Annotated in this window: 20 protein-coding genes; 12 read left to right on the top strand and 8 right to left on the bottom strand. The window is 67.3% G+C overall.

What is annotated here, in order from left to right; translation table 11 throughout:
* Positions 1–118 precede the first annotated feature (118 nt).
* The 4 genes from HY726_21040 to HY726_21025 all read left to right on the top strand — a co-directional run bounded on the left by HY726_21040 (position 119) and on the right by HY726_21025 (position 4,067).
* Positions 119–319, top strand: a complete 201-nt coding sequence (locus HY726_21040; protein MBI4611485.1) for a CDGSH iron-sulfur domain-containing protein — start codon at positions 119–121, stop codon at positions 317–319.
* A 103-nt stretch (positions 320–422) separates the two neighbouring features.
* Positions 423–1,295 carry an ABC transporter permease gene (locus HY726_21035; GenBank protein ID MBI4611484.1) on the top strand — a complete coding sequence of 291 codons (873 nt, stop codon included), beginning with the start codon at positions 423–425 and terminating at the stop codon, positions 1,293–1,295.
* Between the two features lie 119 nt (positions 1,296–1,414).
* The gene (locus tag HY726_21030) at positions 1,415–2,314 is read left to right on the top strand and encodes an ABC transporter permease (GenBank protein ID MBI4611483.1); all 900 of its coding nucleotides are present in this window, start codon (positions 1,415–1,417) and stop codon (positions 2,312–2,314) included.
* A 22-nt stretch (positions 2,315–2,336) separates the two neighbouring features.
* Positions 2,337–4,067, top strand: a complete 1,731-nt coding sequence (locus tag HY726_21025) for a peptide ABC transporter substrate-binding protein (protein ID MBI4611482.1) — start codon at positions 2,337–2,339, stop codon at positions 4,065–4,067.
* 66 nt (positions 4,068–4,133) lie between these two features.
* On the opposite strand, the gene HY726_21020 is transcribed toward HY726_21025, so the two are convergent.
* From HY726_21020 to HY726_21010, 3 genes are read right to left on the bottom strand one after another with little or no spacing between them, the layout of a single operon-like run.
* Positions 4,134–4,835 (bottom strand): pirin family protein, encoded by a 702-nt coding sequence (locus HY726_21020; protein ID MBI4611481.1) that lies wholly within the window; start codon positions 4,833–4,835, stop codon positions 4,134–4,136.
* A gap of 48 nt (positions 4,836–4,883) precedes the next feature.
* The gene (locus HY726_21015; protein MBI4611480.1) at positions 4,884–5,459 is read right to left on the bottom strand and encodes an ABC transporter substrate-binding protein; all 576 of its coding nucleotides are present in this window, start codon (positions 5,457–5,459) and stop codon (positions 4,884–4,886) included.
* 6 nt (positions 5,460–5,465) lie between these two features.
* Positions 5,466–5,912: a hypothetical protein gene (locus HY726_21010; GenBank protein ID MBI4611479.1), complete on the bottom strand. Its 447-nt coding sequence runs from the start codon at positions 5,910–5,912 to the stop codon at positions 5,466–5,468.
* Positions 5,913–5,977: 65 nt separating this feature from the next.
* Here HY726_21010 and HY726_21005 point away from each other — a divergent pair, with 65 nt between their 5' ends.
* Positions 5,978–7,093, top strand: coding sequence for an LLM class flavin-dependent oxidoreductase (locus HY726_21005; protein ID MBI4611478.1), 1,116 nt, complete (start codon positions 5,978–5,980; stop codon positions 7,091–7,093).
* Here HY726_21005 and HY726_21000 read toward each other — a convergent pair.
* The 5 genes from HY726_21000 to HY726_20980 are packed head-to-tail and all read right to left on the bottom strand — an operon-like array spanning position 7,086 to position 11,355.
* Positions 7,086–7,496 (bottom strand): aspartyl protease family protein, encoded by a 411-nt coding sequence (locus HY726_21000; protein ID MBI4611477.1) that lies wholly within the window; start codon positions 7,494–7,496, stop codon positions 7,086–7,088. The two genes, HY726_21005 and HY726_21000, sit on opposite strands and share 8 nt — an antisense overlap.
* A 10-nt stretch (positions 7,497–7,506) precedes the next feature.
* Complete coding sequence (locus HY726_20995; protein ID MBI4611476.1) at positions 7,507–8,706, bottom strand: CoA transferase; 1,200 nt, start codon at positions 8,704–8,706, stop codon at positions 7,507–7,509.
* A gap of 13 nt (positions 8,707–8,719) precedes the next feature.
* Positions 8,720–9,685 (bottom strand): prohibitin family protein, encoded by a 966-nt coding sequence (locus HY726_20990; GenBank protein ID MBI4611475.1) that lies wholly within the window; start codon positions 9,683–9,685, stop codon positions 8,720–8,722.
* Positions 9,686–9,702: 17 nt separating this feature from the next.
* Complete coding sequence (locus tag HY726_20985; GenBank protein MBI4611474.1) at positions 9,703–10,458, bottom strand: N-acyl homoserine lactonase family protein; 756 nt, start codon at positions 10,456–10,458, stop codon at positions 9,703–9,705.
* A 57-nt stretch (positions 10,459–10,515) separates the two neighbouring features.
* On the bottom strand, positions 10,516–11,355 hold the full coding sequence (locus HY726_20980; protein MBI4611473.1) for a dienelactone hydrolase family protein: 840 nt from the start codon (positions 11,353–11,355) through the stop codon (positions 10,516–10,518).
* A gap of 199 nt (positions 11,356–11,554) precedes the next feature.
* Between HY726_20980 and HY726_20975 the strand changes: the two genes are divergently transcribed.
* The 7 genes from HY726_20975 (at position 11,555) to HY726_20945 (ending at position 18,483) form a co-directional block, all read left to right on the top strand.
* Positions 11,555–11,722: a hypothetical protein gene (locus HY726_20975; protein ID MBI4611472.1), complete on the top strand. Its 168-nt coding sequence runs from the start codon at positions 11,555–11,557 to the stop codon at positions 11,720–11,722.
* A 299-nt stretch (positions 11,723–12,021) separates the two neighbouring features.
* Positions 12,022–13,191, top strand: a complete 1,170-nt coding sequence (locus tag HY726_20970) for an acyl-CoA/acyl-ACP dehydrogenase (protein MBI4611471.1) — start codon at positions 12,022–12,024, stop codon at positions 13,189–13,191.
* Between the two features lie 19 nt (positions 13,192–13,210).
* A complete protein-coding gene (locus HY726_20965; GenBank protein ID MBI4611470.1) occupies positions 13,211–13,432 on the top strand; it encodes a hypothetical protein in 222 nt (73 codons plus the stop codon).
* Between the two features lie 179 nt (positions 13,433–13,611).
* Positions 13,612–14,544 carry a dihydrodipicolinate synthase family protein gene (locus HY726_20960; protein ID MBI4611469.1) on the top strand — a complete coding sequence of 311 codons (933 nt, stop codon included), beginning with the start codon at positions 13,612–13,614 and terminating at the stop codon, positions 14,542–14,544.
* Positions 14,545–14,590: 46 nt separating this feature from the next.
* Positions 14,591–15,646 carry a phosphotriesterase-related protein gene (locus tag HY726_20955; protein ID MBI4611468.1) on the top strand — a complete coding sequence of 352 codons (1,056 nt, stop codon included), beginning with the start codon at positions 14,591–14,593 and terminating at the stop codon, positions 15,644–15,646.
* A gap of 8 nt (positions 15,647–15,654) precedes the next feature.
* On the top strand, positions 15,655–16,410 hold the full coding sequence (locus HY726_20950) for an NAD(P)-dependent oxidoreductase (GenBank protein ID MBI4611467.1): 756 nt from the start codon (positions 15,655–15,657) through the stop codon (positions 16,408–16,410).
* 45 nt (positions 16,411–16,455) lie between these two features.
* On the top strand, positions 16,456–18,483 hold the full coding sequence (locus tag HY726_20945) for a hydantoinase/oxoprolinase family protein (protein ID MBI4611466.1): 2,028 nt from the start codon (positions 16,456–16,458) through the stop codon (positions 18,481–18,483).
* The last annotated feature ends 212 nt before the right edge of the window (positions 18,484–18,695 follow it).

The following is an 18,695-nucleotide window of genomic DNA, read 5'->3' as shown; positions in this document are numbered from 1 at the left end:
GAGCTGGCGGTTCTCGGGAAGAATCGTGAGCGCGATCGGCGCCATCGCGGTCCCATCATATCGCAGAATCTCGCGCGGTGCGGTACAATGCTCTCCGCATCGAAAAGGAGGTGATCGAGTGGCCAGACTCGTGAAGCACGACCGGAGCGAGCCGTACAAAGTCGAGCAGGGCGGCCAGACGATCTGGGTCTGCGGCTGCGGGCTGTCCAAGAACAAACCCTTCTGCGACGGTTCTCACAAGAAGACCCGCGACGAGGAGGCGGGCGCGGTGTACCTGTACGACGCCCAGGGCCGGGTGAAGGTGCCCGCGGAGTATTGAAGCTCGGAGGGGGGCTTCGCCCCCGTTCTAAGGCTACAGGGGGGTTGGCGTGCTCAGTTACGCCGTCGGTCGCGTCTTCTGGCTGATCCCCACGCTCCTGGCGATGGCGCTCATCACCTTCCTGGTGATGCACGCCACGCCGGGGAGCCCCCTCGATCCTGTCGCGGAGGGGGCCAATCCCCTGAGCCCGGAGGCCCAGCGCAACCTGGCAGAGAAGTACGGCCTCGACAAGCCCCTCTATCAGCAGTTCGCCATCTTCGTCGGGAAAGCGGTCCACGGCGACTTCGGCTACTCGTTCGTCTACAAGACGCGGACGGTCGAGGAGATCCTTCGCGAGACGTTCCCGGTGTCGCTCCTCCTGGGGAGCATGGCGCTCGTGCTCGCCATCCTGGGCGGGATCAGCCTCGGCATCCTGGCCGCGGTCTATCAGAACCGGACGTGGGATTACCTCTCGGTGGGTCTCGCGACGTTCGGCGTGAGCATCCCTAACTTCATCCTGGCGGTCTTCCTCATCATGCTCTTCTCGTTCCTCGTCCCGCTCTTCCCCACGGGAGGCTGGACGCATCCACGGGACTGGGTGCTTCCGACGGTCACGCTGGCGCTGGGACCGCTCGGGATCATCGCGCGCTACACCCGCGCGAGCGTGCTGGAGGTCATCCGCTCGGACTACGTCTTGACGGCGCGCGCGAAGGGTATGACGGAGCGGCTCGTGCTCGGCAAGCACGTGTTGAAAAATGCGCTGATTCCCGTCGCGACGCTCCTCGGGCCCATGTTCGCGGCCGTCGGAACGGGCTCCTTCTTCGTCGAATCCATCTTCCGCGTTCCGGGGATGGGCCGGTTCTTCGTCCTGTCGATGACCGGCAGGGATTACCCGATGATCATGGGCGTGGTGCTGATCTACGGAGCGTTCCTCGCGATCATGAACCTGGTCGTGGACCTCCTCTACGGTGCTCTCGACCCGCGGATTCGATACTAAGCTCCCCTCATCCCGCCTCTCCCCCGAGGGGAGAGGGGTGAGCCGCGCGCTCTCCCTGACAGGGAGAGGGAGGGGTGCGGGTAGGTTCGAAGGTGGCGCGGCCGGCGGTTGAGCAGGCGGTGCCGCCGGCGAGCGCGGCCGTCCTGGATTGGCCGCGCGAGCTGCCGCGAAGCACGGGCCTCTGGCGGGATGCTTGGCGGCGGCTTCTGCGGAACCGCCTGGCCGTCGCCGGGGGCCTGGTCGTCGTCCTCCTCTGCCTCGTCGCGGTCTTCGCCGACATCCTCGCCCCGTATGCGTACACCAAGGCCAACTTCGGTCACGCCTACGAGTTCCCGTCGCGCCAGTTCCCGCTGGGGACGGACCAGCTCGGGCGCGACGTCCTCTCGCGCATGATCTATGGGGCGCGGGTCTCGATGCTCGTGGGGCTCGGTGCCCAGGTGATCGTGGTGCTGATCGGCGTGCCCATCGGCGCCGTGTCCGGCTATTTCGGCGGGCGCGTGGACCTCTTCCTCACCCGATTCGTCGACGTCATGTACGCTTTCCCCAGGCTCCTCTTCGTCATTCTCGTCATGTCCATGCTGGGGGCGGGCCTCACCAACATCTTCATCGCGCTCGGCCTGACCGGCTGGGTCGGGATCGCGCGGCAGACCCGTGCCCAGATCCTCTCGATCAAGGAGAAGGAGTTCGTGGAAGGGGCCCGGGCCCTCGGAGCCGGAGGGTTTCGTCTCCTGACCCGCCACCTCCTGCCCAATTCGGTCACGCCCATCATCGTCGCGGTGACCTTCGGGGTTCCCGAGGCGATCTTCACGGAGGCGGCGCTGAGCTTCATCGGGGTGGGAATCAACCCACCGACCCCGTCCTGGGGACAGATGGTGGGGGAGAACCAGCAGTACCTCCGCTCCTACTGGCACCTCTCGATCTTTCCCTCGATCGCGATCGCGGCCACGATGCTCTCGTTCACCTTCTTCGGCGACGGGGTCCGGGACGCCCTGGACCCCAAGCTCAAAGGTAAAGCCTAGTCCGCAACCAAAGGAGGCGCGTATGCGACTGCAGGATGAACAGCTCGCTCTCTTCGAAAGGCGGCTCCAGGCGCTCGGTGTGAGCCGCCGGGACTTCCTCAAGGTCGTCGGCGCAATGGCCGCCCTCGGCGGCGCCGGATTCGTCTCGCGGGTCGAGGCTGCCAGGCCCACCAAGCCCGCTCCCGGCGAGAAGCTCGCCAAGGAGCAGGTGATCAGGATCGGGGGCGGCGGCTACTTCCAGAACGACCCGTCGAGCCACGACTTCAACAAGGACCTCTACTGCGGTGGCCACCCCGCCCTCTTTGCGGGGCTCATGCGCTTCAATGCCGACTTCGTCGCGGTGCCGTGGCTGGCCACCAAGGTCGAGTCCAACAAGGACGGTTCGGTCTGGACCTTCCACATGCGGAAGGACTCCAAGTGGTCCGACGGCGCGCCCTGCACCGCCCACGACTTCGCCTGGTCCTGGAAGCGCCAGCTCGACCCGGCGACCGCGGCGCCGTATGCCGCGTTCCTCTACGACATCAAGAACGGCGAGGCCTTTAATAAGGGCCAGATCAAGAATCCGGCCCTCGTCGGCGTGAGCGCCAAGGACGACTCCACGCTGGAGGTCACACTGGAAGGCCCCCGCGGTTACTTCCCGGTGCTGACGGCGTACCTGGCCGCGCTCCCGGCGCACCGCCCGGCTGTGGAGAAGCACGGCGACAAGTGGACGGAGGCTGCGAACATCGTCACCAACGGGCCCTTCACGCTGGAATCCTGGGACCACAACAAGCAGTTCACGATGAAGAAGAACCCCCACTACTACGACGCCAAGAACGTGCACCTGCAGAAGGTGATCGTCCCCATCATCCCGCTGCCATCGGGTTTCCTCCCCTACGAGAACAACGAGACGGATTTCTCGCTCGTGCCGCCGGGTGACCTCAGGCGCGCCCAGGCCGACCCCAGGCTCGGGAAGGAAGTCTTCCGCTACCCCTACCCGGGGACCTGGTATCTCACCCCCCAGGTGACCAAGCCGCCCTTCGACAACATCAAGGTTCGCCGCGCAGTCGCTCAGGCAATCGACCGCGAGACCGTCGGCAAGGTGAGCCAGGGGTTCGGGATCCCGGCCCACTGCATGATCCCGCCGGGCTTTCCGGGCTACATCGACGATAAGAAGATCCGCGACATCCAGAAGTTCGACCCGAAGGCCGCGATGGCCGCCCTCAAGGGGACGCCCTACCAGGGCGGGAAGAGCTGGCCCAAGATTGTCATGTCGATGCGCGAGGAGGGCTACGGCGCCAAGCCCATGGGCGAAGCGGTCCAGGCCATGCTGCTGGAGCACCTGAACATGAAGACCGAGCTGGAAGTGCTGGAGCCGAGGGTCTTCCGTGACCGGCTGTGGAAACAGGACCTCCAGCTCGTGTGGATTCGCTGGTTCATGGACTACCCCGACCCGCACAACGAGTACTTCGATACCTTCTATGGCAAGCGCACCACCGGCAAGCGCCAGGCATGGGTGAACGACGAGTTCGACAAGCTCCTGGAGGCGGGCCGCGGCGAGCGCGACCAGAAGAAGCGAATGGAGCTCTACAAGAAGGCCGAGGAGGCCCTCCAGGCCGATGTGGGCTACGTGCCCGTGACCTGGGTGCTCCGCTACGGGGCCTTCAAGCCGTGGGTGCGCGGGGTGGAGAAGAACCGCTTCGGCGAGGTCGTGGTGGACGGCAACATCTACGTGGACATGCTCACCCACCTGTACGTGGTGGAGAAGAGTTGACGAGGCCCTGTCGCCGGTGAGGGCCGGGCCCAGGGGGAGGGGGGAAAGGTGAGGGGGCCCGGCCCGCTACGGTAGGTCTAGGAGGATCAGTTCCGAAGGCGCGGGCGCCGTGAGGGCGAGGCGGGGTTCGTCGGTGATCCGCGCCTGGTCGCCGGCAGCCAAGCGCAGGCCGTTAACGTCGAGCCCCCCGCTGATGATAAACAGGTAGATGCGCCGGTTGTCCGCCGGTACGTGGGTGACGGTTTGAGCCTGATCGAGAGCGCTGATGAAGATCGTCGCGTCCTGGTCGATCCTCAGAGTCTTCGCCTCGCCCGTACCTGACACGACCGGCACCAGGCGTCCCTGCCGCTCCGCCTTCGTGAACTCCCGCTGCTCCCACCGAGGGCGGAGCCCCTTCGTGCGCGGGAGGATCCAGATCTGGAGCAGGTGGAGCGGATCGGTCTTCGACGGGTTCCGCTCAGCGTGGGCGATGCCTGTCCCTGCCGACATCACCTGCACCTCGGCCGCCCGGATTCGCCCGCGATTCCCCTGGTTGTCCTCGTGCTCCAGCTCCCCCTCGAGCACGTAGGTGATGATCTCCATGTCCCGGTGGCCATGGGGCGGGAAGCCGGTCCCGGGCTGGATCACGTCGTCGTTGAAGACCCGGAGCGCGCCGAAGGAGACGTTCGTCGGATCCCAGTAGTGGTCGAAGGAGAAGTGCCAGTAGGTGGAGAGCCAGTCGGTCTCGTGGTGGTAGCGGTCCTGGGCCTTGATCACCGAGATCATCACGCGCGCTCCATCCACATGGGGGAGGTTCTCTCCTTGTCTTAGCCCACCTCAGTCGATGATTTTGTCTGCCCGGATGAGGACAGACTCTGGGATCGTGAGGCCGAGGGCCCTGGCGGTCTTCATGTTGATGACCAGCTCGAAGCGCGTGGGTTGCTCGACGGGCAGGTCTGCAGGCTTGGTGCCTTTGAGGATCTTGTCCACAAAGGTGGCAGCGCGCCTCCACATATCACGAACGCTCGGTCCATACGACATGAGACCTCCGGCGTCGACAAACTCCCTGTTCTCGTAGATCGCTGGCAGTTGGTGCTTTGCCGCAAGCTCAGCGATCCGTCTCCGATGAAGATTGGTGAACGGGTCCAGCGTGACGAAGAGCCCGTCCGGACGCTCCCGGGGGATCGTGGAGAAGACGCGCTCGAAATCTTCGGGATTTCCTTGTACCTCGAGGGATATAAACCTTAGCCCCAACACTCCTGCTGCGACCTGCGCCTCTCTAAATGTGTGTCTCATGGCGACACTGGGCGAATTCCAGAGTACGGCCACGCGGGAGAGCCCGGGCAAGGACTCCTTGAGCAGCTCCAACCGCTTGCCCGCCAGCTCGGGGGCAAGGAGGGACAGCCCCGTGATGTTCCCTCACGGTCGCGCGAGGCTGGCGACGAGCCCCGTCCCGACAGGATCGCCGGAAACCGCCATGACGATGGGAATCTGGGTGGTCGCTTGCTTGGCAGCCTGGATCGCTCGCGTGCTCGTTGTCACGATGACGTCAACCTTGAGACGCACCAGCTCAGCGGCGAGGTCGGGGAGCCGTTCGAACGTCCCCTCCGCATACCGGTACTCGATGGCAATGTTCTGCCCCTCCACGTGGCCGAGCTCACGCAGGCCTTGCCGGAATGCCTCGAGGAGGGGCGAGGGCGCAGAGGGAGCCGGAGCGGGCCACGGCAATAGAACACCTATCCTGGGAACTTTCGCTGGCTGCTGCGCTTCTGGTGAAAGCGGCGCCGAAAGGATTCCCAGGGCGAGGGTGACGACGAGCCAGACGGTTCTGAATTTCGTGTTCGCCTCTTCGTTCCGATACGTCATATTGCACCCTCCCGAAGGTCGCTCATCCTTGACAGGGTCTACCCGCTCGCGTAGCATGCGAGTTCGTGAAATTTCACCTGTTCATGCTCCCCACGGTCGGGCAGCCCGACGAGCTTGCCTGCGGCATGGCCGGCCAGCGCGACGACCTCTACCAGCGGATGCTCGGCGAGATTCGGGATATCGCGCGGCTGGCCGATGAGCTGGGCTACGCCGGGATCGGCTTCACCGAGCATCACTTCCACATCGAGGGGTTCGAGTGCTCGACGAACCCCGTACTGCTCGACCTCTACGTGGCCATGGTGACCAAGCGCCTGCGCTTGGGCCAGCTCGGCATCGTGCTCCCAGCCTCGAGCCCGCTCCGCGTGGCCGAGGACATCGCGATCCTGGACCAGATCTCCGGCGGGCGCGCCTACGCCGGCTTCGCGCGCGGCTACCAGACGCGCTGGGTGAACACGCTGGCCCAGCACATCCACGTGGGCGCCACCCGCTCGGACAAGAGCGAGATGGACCAGATCAACCGGGAAGCCTTCGAGGAGGCGCTCACCATCATCAAGCTGGCGTGGACCCGCGAGACCTTCCGCTACGAGGGGAAGTTCTGGACGATCCCGCCGCCCGACACGGCGTGGCTCTCGCCCGCCACTAAGAAGTGGGGCCGGGGCGTGGACGCGCAAGATCAGCTCGTCGAGATCGGGATCACGCCGCGCCCCCTCCAGAAGCCGCACCCGCCGATCTACGGTCCGTTCGCCTTCAGCATGAGCACGGTGCGCTACTGGGCCAAGGTGGGTGGGATCCCGGTCCTCCTCTCCGGCGACCTGGACTTCTGCAAGGACCTCTTCACCGTCTACCGCGAGGAGGCGGCCCGGGCCGGGCGCGAGCTCAAGTGGGGAGAGTCCATCGCGCTGGGCGGCTTCGTCTCGCTGGCGTCCGACCCGGGGAAGGCGGAGAAATTCGCCGAGCCCTACCGCTTCGCCCACGCGGAGTGGTTCACGCCGTTCGGGTTTCCCCAGGGGCTGGAGCTGATCGGCGATCCGGATTCGATCAGCCGCCAGCTCGAAACCCTGCAGCACGCCCTCAACTTCGACGAGTTCTTCATCTGGCTGAACCAGGGCCTCTCCCCGCATCAGCAGGTCCTCGAGAACCTGGAGCTGTTCGCAGCGAAGGTGATGCCCCGCTTCAGCTGAGCGGGGTCAGGTAGCTTCGAACCGGGACCAATCGCTTGGCTACCGGATCAACGCGTAGGGCAAATTCTTCTAGCGTTACTGCACCCAGCAGGGCCGGTCCGCCGTTGGGGCCGATGAGGCAAACTGTCGGCAGTTCCTGCCCCTCCAAGGCGAGCAGGATCACCCCCAAAGGCCACTCCTCTTCGCGCCCGTTGGCGAGAAGGACTCGCCGCTTGCCGATCGGCTCACAGCCGAGAGTCTCTACCACGTCGCGGGGCAGCGTCATGTAGGTCGCGCCGGTGTCCACGAGGGCAGAGAGGGTTCGGCTCCGAGTGGGCTCCCGGAGATTTTTGACTGTTACCTCTACCCGGAACGTCCCCACCTTCTCCTCCACAGCGGATTTATTCTCGCATTGCGCTCGCAGACGCCCATGCTCAGCTGACGACCTTTTTCTCCCTGAGCGCCTTGATCTCCTGAGGCGTCATCCCCAGGCCCTGAAGCACCTCGTCGGTGTGCTCGCCCCGATAGGGGGCCGCGCGGCGGACCGAGCCAGGCGTCTCGGAGAGCTTGATGGCGATCCCGAACTCCTTCACCTTGCCGACCTCCGGGTGCTCGGTCTCCACCACCATCTGGCGGTGGCGGAGCTGCGGGTCCTCCACCATCTCCTCCACGTCGTAGACCTTCCCCACGCAGACGTCGTGCTTCACCAGGAACTCGAACCACTCGTCGCGGGTCCGCGTCCGGATGATCGCCGCGATTTCCTCGCGCGCCCGGACCTCCTCCGCATTCGCGGCCCGGACGAACTGGTCGGGCTTGCGGGCATACCTGGCGAACTCGGGCCGGTCGATCGCCTTGCAGAAGTTCTCCCAGAGCCAGGGCTCGGTGCAGCCGATGGTGAGGAGCTTTCCGTCCTTGGTCTCGTACACGGCGTAGTAGGGGTAGGAACCGCCGAGGAAGCCACCGCCCCGGCGGGGCGCGAGGCCGTCAGAGAAGAGGAAGCGGAGGTTGGGAGTGGCGGCGAGGAGCGAGAGGGTCGTGTCCAAATACGAGACGTCCACGTGCTGCCCCTTGCCCGTCCGCTCGCGGGCGAAGAGGGCGAGCATGATCCCGAGCGCGCCGTGGAGGCTTGCCCCGCCGTAATCGGCGATGATATTGAGCGGGATCGCCGGCTTCCGGTCAGGCTCGCCGATGAGTCCCAGGACGCCCGCCAGCGAGAGGTAGTTCAGGTCGTGGGCAGGGTAGCTCGCGTACGGGCCGCCCTGGCCGAACCCGGAGAGCGAGCAGTAGACGATCCGCGGGTTGAGCTTCCGGATCGTCTCGTAGTCGCCGCCGAGGCGCTTCATCACGCCCGGCCGGAACCCCTCGACGATCACGTCCGCGCTCGCGGCCAGCTTGCGGAAGATGGCCTGCCCGTCGGGGGCCTTCAGGTTGAGCGCGATCGAGCGCTTGTTCCGGTTGACGAAGGTGAAGGCGGCGCGGCGTTTCTCGTCGTGCGGCTCGGCTTCGCCGTCGGACGGCGGGGTCTCGATTTTCAAGACCTCGGCCCCCATGTCGGCCAGCATCATCGTGCAGAGTTCACCCGGCGCGACGCGCGCCAGCTCCAGGATCTTGATGCTGTCGAGGATTCCAGCCATCGAACGCTCCTTGTCAGCGCCGGCCCACTTCACCCGGCGCGCCCGGGATCTGGAGGAAGGGCACCACGTTGCCGCCCAGGCTGTACTGAGGGAGCCGGCCATCCCAGCGCGCGAGGTACTGCTGCTGAATCAGCACCGGCGTCAGGGACGCCGAGACCCTGGCGTTGTATGTTGCCTCTGCCTCGCCCTTGAGGCGCAGGGCATCCGCCACGCCCTTGGCCTCCTCGCGGGCGGCATCGCCCTTGCCCTTGGCCTGGGCCGCGACGATCTCGGCCTGGCGCTGGGCCTGGATCAGCTCGTAGCGCTTCTGCTCGGCCTTCTGCTCCTCGATCTGCTTGGCCTCGATGGCCTTCTCGTAGGCCGGGTCGAAGCGGATGTTCGCGAGCGCGGCCTCCTTCAGCTCGATCCCGTACTTCACGAGCCAGGTCGTGAGGCCTTGCTGGACATCGGCCTTGATCGCTGGACGTTTGAAGAGTATCTCCGCGGCGTTGTGGGTGGCGGCCTCCGCCTTCAGGACCTCCTGGGCCGCAGGGTCGATGATCACGGAGGAGTAGCCGCGCCCGATGGTCCGGAACACCTCAGGGGCGCGGTCCGAGATCAGGCGGTAGTTAAGCACCATGTCCACGTGGACCGCCTGGAGATCCTTGGACGCCGCATCGTATTTCGCGGTGTGCTTGTGCACCCGCGCGTCCATGATCTCGACGTCGTAGAGCGGGTTCAACAAGAGGTTCAACCCCTCGCGAAGCGGGACCGGGTCCACCTGCCCGAAGAGCACCTTGACCCCGACGTGGCCCGCCGGGATGATCCGGAGGATCGAGAAGGCGAGGATCACAGCCGGGATCCCGACGGCGAACACCAGGATGGTCCGGCGCACCATCGCGCCGAGCGGAGCCGGGAAGAGGTCCACCCGGCGTCGAAGCGCCGCGTGGACCGCCAGACCTGCCAGGAGCACGATCGCGGCAAAGATCAGCTTCTCCATGGTTCACCCTCCTCTTCTCACCGGTAGCAGTCGGGCGGCTGCTTCACGGTGCTCCAGAAGACCGGGTCGTGGCTCGGGAAGATCTGACCCTTCACGAGACGGGCGATGGTCTTGAGCCGCTTGATCGAGTGCAGCGCCTGTGTCGGGTTCCAGACCACGCCGGGCACCCGTTCCTGGTCGATGTGCTCCTGCCAGTAGCAGCAGTCTCCGGCCAGGATGACCGGCCCGGACTCCTCCAGCTCCACCAGGAGCGACTGGTGGCCGGGCGTGTGGCCGTCGCTCCTGAGCACCGTGACACCAGGCACGAGCTCCAGATCGCCCTCGATGAGCCGCCACCGGTAGCCGGGCAGGTCGAAGTTCTTCCGGTAGTAGAGGTACGCGTAGAAGGACGCCGGATAGTGGCCGTAGGCGTATTCGTCCTGCTGGACGACCAGCTCGGACTTGGGGAAGAGCGAGGCGCCTCCGGCGTGGTCGAAGTGGAGGTGGGAGAGCACGACCAGGTCCAGTGCGTCCGGCTCGAGGCCGATGGAGTCGAGGCGGTGGACCAGGAGGTCCGCCTCGGTGAAGCGGGCGAGCGGGTCGGTGCGAATGAGGCCGGGCACCGCGCGCGGGGAGAAGCCGGTGTCGAAGAGGACGGTGGCGTCGGAGGTCTTGACCAGGTAGCAGGCCACCGGGATCTGCACCTGCTCGGCCGAGCGCTCCCCGTAGAAGAGGCCGCTCCGCTCGAACCCGATGAAGCCGTTCTGGAGCGCGTAGAGACCCTGGACCGCCACGGGGCGAATTATGGCACGGGAGCGCGCGGCTCGCCAGTCACCCCCCGGCCGACGGCGTTAGCGCTTCAGGTGGCGCGCGAAGAACTCCTCGACCCGGCGGCGGGCGTCGGCTGCCGCCGCGGCATTGTAGCCGACCGTCGCGCCGCAGCAGCCCCCCGGGCGGTTCCGGTTCTCGACGTTCGGGAGCACCTGGAGGGGCTGGCCCTCGACGTCGAAGTAGTGGTAGGCGCCCCGGTACGTGACGATGGTGGCGTCCGAGCCGCGGGAGCGCATGGCCTCCACCATCTGGGCGCACTCGAAGGCGAGGGTCCAGTCGTCGGCTTCACCGATGAGGACGAGCAGGGGTTTGACCACCCGCTCCGCCACGAGCGAGAAGCATCCGCCCGGATAGACTGCCACGGCGGCGGCGTAGCCCGGGTTCGGGAGCGTCAGGCCGCGCTTGACCGCGCGCTCCAGGCTCGGGCCGTTGATCAGGGCCATCGAGTACACGCCGCCGTTGGACCAGCCGATCGCGCCGATCCGGGCGGGATCCACGAACCCGAGCGACTGGAGGTAGCGGAGCGCACCTATTCCGTCGTCGAAACGCCAGAACCGGTCGATCTCCGGCCCCTCCTTCGAGCAGATCTCTGTCAGCCCCCGCGAGGTCCAGCTGTCGAGGACGAGGGCGACGTATCCGCGCTCCCGAAACCAGCGTCCCCAGTCGTGGTGCGAGGCGGAGACGCCCTCGCAGCCGTGGAGGAGGACGACAGCGGGGAACGGCCCCGGCCCTTCAGGTCGGTAGAGCGTCGCCGGGATGCGGGCCGGGGCGTTCGGCGCGACGTTGAGGAACGAGACATGGCCGGCGCAGCCGGCGAGGGCGAGCGCGGCCAGAAGCCCTCCCAGGATCTTTTGTTTCATGCTCCTCAAGATACGACACCCCCTTGCCCGGGAAAAGTCGCGCCATGGCACGGGCGTTCCGCCCTCGGGTCGGGCACAATGCCTGGAGCAGCGCTCATCGGTACCCGGTAAATACCTGATTTCAAGAGCCCGGCCGTTGGCATCCCATCTGCACACTTGTCACACCGAGAAGCATCGGGCGAAAGGAGGGGAGTGTGAGATGGACTTCTGGTACGACCTGCGCCTCCGGGAGCTGTGCGGCGAGGCTGACGCCGCCGAGGAGATACTGGCGGATGCGATGGTGCCGGACGCCTACGGGACAGAGTCGCCAGACCCCGCCGACAAGCCGAGGGACGGCCGGGTGATCGCGCCGCTCCACTGGTGGTAGGCGGTCGCTCGGAGTCCGGCGAGCCCGAACGGGCGGGACCATAAGGCCCGTCGGCCGTCGACTCTCCCTCGTCACGCCGCCGCTCGCCTGACCCTGGCGCGGCGTTCCCCTGACCTCTTTCCCGCCCTGAACGTGCCCTCCGGCCCTGGCCCTCCCGAGTCTCTCCGGCTATACTAGGCGCTGTCGGAGTAACGCCCTTCGAGCGCGGGCTTCGCCCGCGCAACCGATTCCTGGGGGAGGCCTCGGAGGGCGCGTCGAGGCCCCCTCCGACTGTGAATCGCGCCCCTTTGGGGGAAGCCATGGACTTCGCCTTCACCGAGCAGCAGGAGATGATCCGCAAGGAGGTCTCCGCCCTGGCGCGCTCCTTCTCCTGGGACTACTGGCTCGAGAAGGACCGGAAGGCCGAGTACCCCCAGGAGTTCGTCGACGCCTTCGCGCGCAGCGGCTGGCTGGGGATCATCGTTCCGGAGGAGTACGGCGGCTCGGGGCTCGGGGTCACCGAGGGCTCGATCCTGCTCCACGAGATCTGCGCGGCCGGGGCCGGGACCAGCGGCGCCTCGCCGATCCACTTCTACGTCTTCCCGCCGATGCCGCTGATCAAGCACGGGAGCGAGGCGCTGAAGCGCAAGACCCTGCCGAAGATCGCGACCGGCGAGATCGTGATGTCCTTCGGCGTGACCGAGCCCAACGCGGGGACGGACACCTCCCGGATCCAGACGCGGGCGGAGAAGAAGGGGGACCGCTGGATCATCAACGGGCGCAAGGTCTGGAACACGAACGCCCGGCACGCGACGAAGATCCTGCTCCTGGCGCGGACGACGCCACGCGAGCAGGTCGCGAGCAAGCCCTTCAAGGGCATGACGCTCTTCTTCGCCGACTTCGACCGCACCCGGATCACGGTGCGCGAGATCGAGAAGCTCGGGCGGGCTGCGGTGGATTCCAACGAGATCTTCATCGACAACCTGGAGGTTCCCGAGGAGGACGTCGTGGGGCAGGTGGGCGAAGGGTTCTACCACCTGCTCGACTCGCTCAACCCCGAGCGGATCCTGACGGCCATCGAGGCGGTCGGGATCGGCCGGGCAGCGCTGGAGCGGGCGGTCCAGTACGCCAAGGAACGGATCGTCTTCGACCGGCCCATCGGGAAGAACCAGGCCATCGCCCACCCTCTCGCCGGCGCCTGGGCAAAGCTCGAAGCTTCCGAGCTCATCTGCTGGAAGGCCGCCTGGCTCTACGACCACGGCCGCCCCTGCGGGGCCGAGGCCAACACGGCCAAGCTCGTGGCCGCGGAGGCGGGCTTCGAGGCCTGCGACGTAGCGCTCCAGACGCTCGGCGGCTTCGGCTACGCCAAGGAGTTCTACGTCGAGCGCCTCTGGCGTGAGATCCGGCTCTACAAGATCGCGCCGGTCTCCCAGCAGATGGTGCTCAACTACCTCTCCGAGCACGTCCTGGGCCTCCCGCGCTCATACTAGCTCGCGGCCGCCCGCCGGCATGGATCGCGACGCAACGTTCGCTCAGGTGCTGAGGCTCGTGCCGGGGCGGACCGCGCTCATCGTCGTGGACATGCAGAAGGGGTTCCGGTGCGTCGTGGTCGAGGACGGTGTGGCAACCCTCTGGCCCGAGATCCAGCGCGCGACGCTCGACATCATCCGGCGCGCCTACGCGCGCGTCGCGTCGGCCAAGGAGGTCGCCGACGAGATGGCCCTGTGGTAGGGTGTTGACGCGGGTCGAGGGCTGGCCCGTGTGGAGGTGCCAGGCATGAACTTCCTCGGAGGGGGGCTCCGCCCCCCTTCCGAACCTCCCCCCGGGATTGCGCCGGCCGGGTACCCACCCCGAAGGGGTGGGTGGGCGCTCGAAAGGGACGGTGCTGAATCATGAGGGAAGGTGGTCCAGTGAACGCGTCTCTCAAGTTCCACGGCGTGATCCCGGCGAACCTCGTGCCCTTCAGGCCCGACCTCTCGATCGACGAGGCCGCCTACCGGAAGCACCTGCGATGGCTGGCCGACACGCCCGGCGTCACCGCCATCACGGTCAACGGCCACGCCGCCGAGGTCTCCTCGCTCTCGCGGGAGGAACGGCGGCGGGCGCTCGAGCTGGCCCTCGACGAGGTCGGGGACCGCCTCCCCCTGATCGCTGGCGTCTACAGCGACGGCACCCAGGAGGCCATCGAGCTGGCCGGCGACGCCAGGGCCGCCGGCGCCGCGGGGATTCTCGTCTTCCCGCCCACGCTCTTCATGTGGGGCGCGCGCGAGAAGCCGGCGATGGCGCTCCGCCACTTCTCGGCGATCGCCAAGGCCGTGGACATCCCGATCGTCGTCTTCGAGTACCCGCCCGCCTCGGGGATCGGCTACAGCCCGGAGACGCTCGCCAAGCTCGCCATGATCCCCTCGGTCGTCGCGGTCAAGGACTGGTCGAACGACATCGTGGCCTTCGAGCAGAACCTCCGGGCCGTTCGGGCCACCGGCCGCCCCGTCGCCATGCTGTCGAGCTTCACGATGTCGCTCTTCGCGTCCTTCGTCCTCGGCGCCGACGGCTGCATCTCGGGGATGGGGAGCGTCGCCGCGGACCTCCAGGCCGAACTCTTTGCCGCTGTCCAGAAGGGCGATCTCGAAACGGCCCGCAGGATCAACGACCGCCTGGAGCCGCTCGTGCGCGTCTTTTACGCCCCGCCCTTCGTGGACATGCACAACCGGATGAAGGAGGCGCTGGTCCTGCTCGGCCGCATTCCGCAGGCGGTCGTTCGCCCGCCGCTGACCCCGATCAACGACGAGGAGCGGGCGCGGATCAGGGAAGCCCTCAAGGCGGCGGGACTCCTGCCGACCTGATCCCGCGGCCAGACTTGGCGCGCCCCTGATCGCGAGAGGGCCACCTGTGGCCGGATCGGCTCTTCCCGGGCATGTCCAGACGGTCCTCGGTCCCGTCCCGGGAAGGTCCCTGGGGATCACGCTCCCCCACGAGCACCTGCTCGTCGACATCAGCTGCTCGTTCACCGAGCCCCAGGCCGCGAGCGCGCGGGGCCGCGCGTACGAGCCGGTGAGCCTCGCGAATTTGGGCTGGGTCCGGTATCACTGGACCAGCAACCTGGACAACCTGAAGCTCCTGGACGAGGCGACGGCCCGGGACGAAGCCCTCCTCTTCCGCGCGGCGGGCGGCCTCACGATCGTCGATCCCACCAACGTCGGGCTCGCGCGGGACCCGGCCGGCCTCGCCCGGATCGCGCGGGCGACCGAGCTGAACATCGTCATGGGCGCCGGCTACTATGTCGGGGCGAGCCATCCCCGCGACATGGGGAGCCGGACCGGCGAAGAGATCGCGCGGGAGATCATCCGGGACGTCACGGTCGGGGTGGGCGACGCCGGCATCCGGTCCGGGCTGATCGGCGAGATCGGCTGCTCCTGGCCCTGGACGGAGAACGAGCAGAAGAGCGTCCGGGCTGCGGTCTGGGCCCAGCGCGAGACGGGCGCGCCCCTGATGATTCACCCGGGGCGGGACGCGAAGGCGCCCACGGAGATCCTGGACGCCGTCCGGCGCCACGGCGGCGACCCGAGCCGCACCATCATCTGCCACATCGATCGCACGATCGCTGACCACGGGCAGCTCCTCGATCTCGCCGCCACCGGCTGCTACCTCGAGTACGACCTCTTCGGGCTGGAAGGATCGTACTACCCGTTGAACCCAGGCTTCGACATGCCGAGCGATGGCCAGCGGATGGCCTGCGTGCTCAGGCTGATCGAAGCCGGCCATCTGAACCAGCTCCTCGTCTCCCACGATATCTGCCAGAAGATGCGCCTGACCCGCTACGGCGGCCACGGCTACCACCACCTGCTCGTGAACATCGTGCCGCGGCTCAGGCGCAAGGGCCTCGATGAGGCCACCATCCGGGCGCTCCTCGTGGAGAATCCGGGGCGCGTCTTTAGCTTTGCCTGAGAGAGCGGATGGCGCGGCGGAAGGTCCTGGTGACGGGCATGAGCGGGCTGATCGGCGGCGCGGTGCGCAAGCGCCTGGAGGGGAAGTACGACCTTCGGGCGCTGAACCGGCGCCCCGTGAACGGCGTGCCGTGCCACCGGGCCGACATCGCCGATCTCGACGGGATCCGGCCCGCCTTTGCGGGGATTGACGTCGTCGTCCACCTCGCGGCCCTTGCCCGCGTCAGCGCGCCGTGGGAGGAGATCCTGAGGCACAACATCGTCGGGACGTACAACGTCTTCGAGGCGTCGCGGGAGGCGGGCGTGACGCGCATCGTCTACGCCAGCAGCGGCGCGACGGTGAACCGGTACGAGCAGGAGTTCCCGTACTCGGCCCTCGTCGCGGGACGCTACGACGAGGTGGGCACGTGGACGAAGCTGACCCACGAGACGCCGCCGCGTCCCTCGGGCCTCTATGGCTGCAGCAAGCTCTGGGGAGAGGCGCTCGCCAGGTATTACGCCGGCGAGTACGGAATGTCCGTGATCTGCCTGCGGATCGGCGCGGTGAACGGGGAAGACCGGCCGACCGCGCCGCGCGAGTTCTCGGTCTGGTGCAGCCAGCGGGACGTGGCGCAGATGATCGAGAAGTGCATCGCGGCGCCCGACAGCGTGCGATTCGACGTCTTCTACGTCGTCTCCAACAACAAGTGGGGGTACCGTGATCTCGACCACGCGCGCACCGTTGTCGGGTACGAGCCCGAGGATCGGGCCGAGGATCATCGGTAGACCGATGCGGTTGCGCGAGCGTGTCCGGCGGGGGGTGGTCTCCCTGTGCTGATCGGCATCGACGTCGGCGGCACGTTCACGGACCTCACGGTGGTCGACGCGGCCACGGGCGCGATCCAGGTCACGAAGGTTCCGTCCACGCCCCGGGACGAGGCGCGGGCGGTCCTGAAGGGGCTGGCCGAGCTGGGCGTGGCCAGCACCCGGGTCAGCCGCATCGTCCATGGCACCACCGTCGGGACCAACGCCATCCTCCAGAAGCGCGGGGCGCGCGTCGCGCTCGTGGCTACGGAAGGCTTCAGGGATCTCATCGAGATTGGCCGGACCAAGCGGAACATCCCCGCGCTCTTCAATCCGACCTTCGTCAGGCCCAAGCCCGTGGTGCCGCGGCCGCTCCGCTTCGAGGTCAGGGAGCGGGTGCTCCACGACGGCCGCGTGCTGACGCCGCTCGACGACACCAGCGTGGCGCAGCTGATCGGCGCGCTCAAGCGCGTGGAGCCCGAAGCCGTCGCCATCTGCCTGCTCCACTCGTACGCGAACCCCTCGCACGAGAAGCAGCTGGCCGAGATGGTGCGGGAAGGCCTCTCCGGGGTTCCGATCTCGTGCTCCGCGGAGGTGGTCCCCGAATACCGCGAGTTCGAGCGCTTCTCGACCACCGTCCTGAACGCCTACCTCCAGCCCCTGGTGGAGCGCTACCTGGAGGGCCTCGAGCGCGAGCTGCTGGGCTGTGGCTACCGGGCGGGGGTCCTGACCGTGGGCTCGAGCGGCGGGATCATGACCCTCCAGACCGCCATGCGGCTCCCCATCAAGACGCTCTTCTCAGGCCCCGCGGGAGGCGTGAGCCAGGCGCTCTTCGTCGCGCGTCAGGCGGGCTTGTCCGACCTCATCACCTACGACATGGGCGGGACCAGCACCGACGTCTGTCTGGTCAGGGGTCTCTCGCCGGTCATCGCGACGGACAACCTGATCGCCGCGTTTCCGGTGAAGGTCCCGCAGGTGGACATCAACAGCGTCGGCGCCGGCGGCGGGAGCATCGCCTGGGTTGACGTGGACGGGGCGCTCCAGGTCGGGCCCCAGTCCGCGGGTGCCGACCCGGGTCCGGCAGCCTACGGTCTCGGCGGCAGCGAGCCCACGGTCAGGGACGCGAATCTTGTGCTCGGCAGGATCAGCGCGGACCGCCCTCTCGGCGGGACGATCAGGCTGGACCCCCGGCTCAGCCGCGAGGCGATCGGCAGGCTCGCCGATCGGCTCGCGGGGCTCGACATCGCCCGGCTGGCTGAGGGGATTATTAGAATTGCCGTGGCGCGCATGACGTCATCCATTCGTGAGATCTCGATCCAGCGCGGCCACGACCCGCGGGAGTTCACCCTGGTCGCCTTCGGCGGAGCCGGGCCCATGCACGCGATCCCGGTGGCTGAGGAGCTGGCGATCAGGCGGATCCTGGTGCCGCGTTTCCCCGGAAACTTCTCGGCCCTCGGCCTTCTCGCCTCTGACATCCGGCATGACGACGTAAGGACGCGGATCGGCCGGCTCGAAGACCTCGGTCTGGGCACGATCATGACCGTCTTCCAGGAGATGAGAGCGGCGGCAGCGGCGCGCCTGCGGGAGGAAGGCTTCAGGCCGGGCGAGATGAGCTTCGACTTCTCCCTCGACCTCCGCTACCTCGGCCAAGCCTTCGAGCTGAATGTCCCAGTAGCTCTCGAGACCATGTCCCTGGCGTCAATCGCCCGCGACTTCCACGCACGGCATCTCAAGACGTACGGCCACGCGGACGAGCAGGGAACCGTGGAGGTCGTCAACCTGAGGCTCTCGGCCTTCGGCGCGGTGCCGAAGCCCGGGCTGCCGCCCTATCGGAGCGATGTCCGGGATTTGCAAGGAGCGCTCATCGAGGGGCGCGAGGTCTACTTCGACGATCGCTTCGCTTCCTGCCCGGTCTACCGCCGCGATCGGCTGCCGACCGGGGCTGCCCTGGACGGCCCGGTCATCGTCGAGGAGTTCGGCGCCACCACCATCCTCTTTCCTGGCTGGCGCGCCGCCGTTGACCCCTGGGGCAACCTCCTTCTCGCGCGGGACTGACTTCGCTGCGGCCGTCTCGCGGTATCGGGCCTGGGTCCCGGGTGACGTTGGCACGCATCGACCGGAAGACTTTGGCCCGAGGATCCTGCCTCGACCCTAAAAACGCTCTAAGGAGCCCAACGCCGCACCAGACCTGACAAGTCGTGCACCCATTTGGTGAAAGGAGGACCAAAGGGGGCAGTCGTAGTATCGTAGGCTCGGGTGGTACGGCG

It is taken from the genome of Candidatus Rokuibacteriota bacterium, from assembly GCA_016209385.1.
Taxonomy (GTDB): Bacteria; Methylomirabilota; Methylomirabilia; order Rokubacteriales; family CSP1-6; genus JACQWB01.
The sequence above is the reverse complement of the archived record's forward strand: the minus strand, read 5'-3'. Positions and strand labels throughout refer to the sequence as shown.

What these genes read in the sequence shown, in the direction of transcription:
- HY726_21035 (MBI4611484.1), top strand. Translation starts at nt 423, where the DNA reads ATGGCGCTCATCACCTTCCTGGTGATGCACGCCACGCCGGGGAGCCCC.
- HY726_21025 (MBI4611482.1), top strand. Translation starts at nt 2,337, where the DNA reads ATGCGACTGCAGGATGAACAGCTCGCTCTCTTCGAAAGGCGGCTCCAG.
- HY726_21010 (MBI4611479.1), bottom strand. Translation starts at nt 5,912, where the DNA reads ATGACGTATCGGAACGAAGAGGCGAACACGAAATTCAGAACCGTCTGG.
- HY726_20995 (MBI4611476.1), bottom strand. Translation starts at nt 8,706, where the DNA reads ATGGCTGGAATCCTCGACAGCATCAAGATCCTGGAGCTGGCGCGCGTC.
- HY726_20990 (MBI4611475.1), bottom strand. Translation starts at nt 9,685, where the DNA reads ATGGAGAAGCTGATCTTTGCCGCGATCGTGCTCCTGGCAGGTCTGGCG.
- HY726_20980 (MBI4611473.1), bottom strand. Translation starts at nt 11,355, where the DNA reads ATGAAACAAAAGATCCTGGGAGGGCTTCTGGCCGCGCTCGCCCTCGCC.
- HY726_20975 (MBI4611472.1), top strand. Translation starts at nt 11,555, where the DNA reads ATGGACTTCTGGTACGACCTGCGCCTCCGGGAGCTGTGCGGCGAGGCT.
- HY726_20970 (MBI4611471.1), top strand. Translation starts at nt 12,022, where the DNA reads ATGGACTTCGCCTTCACCGAGCAGCAGGAGATGATCCGCAAGGAGGTC.
- HY726_20965 (MBI4611470.1), top strand. Translation starts at nt 13,211, where the DNA reads ATGGATCGCGACGCAACGTTCGCTCAGGTGCTGAGGCTCGTGCCGGGG.
- HY726_20950 (MBI4611467.1), top strand. Translation starts at nt 15,655, where the DNA reads ATGGCGCGGCGGAAGGTCCTGGTGACGGGCATGAGCGGGCTGATCGGC.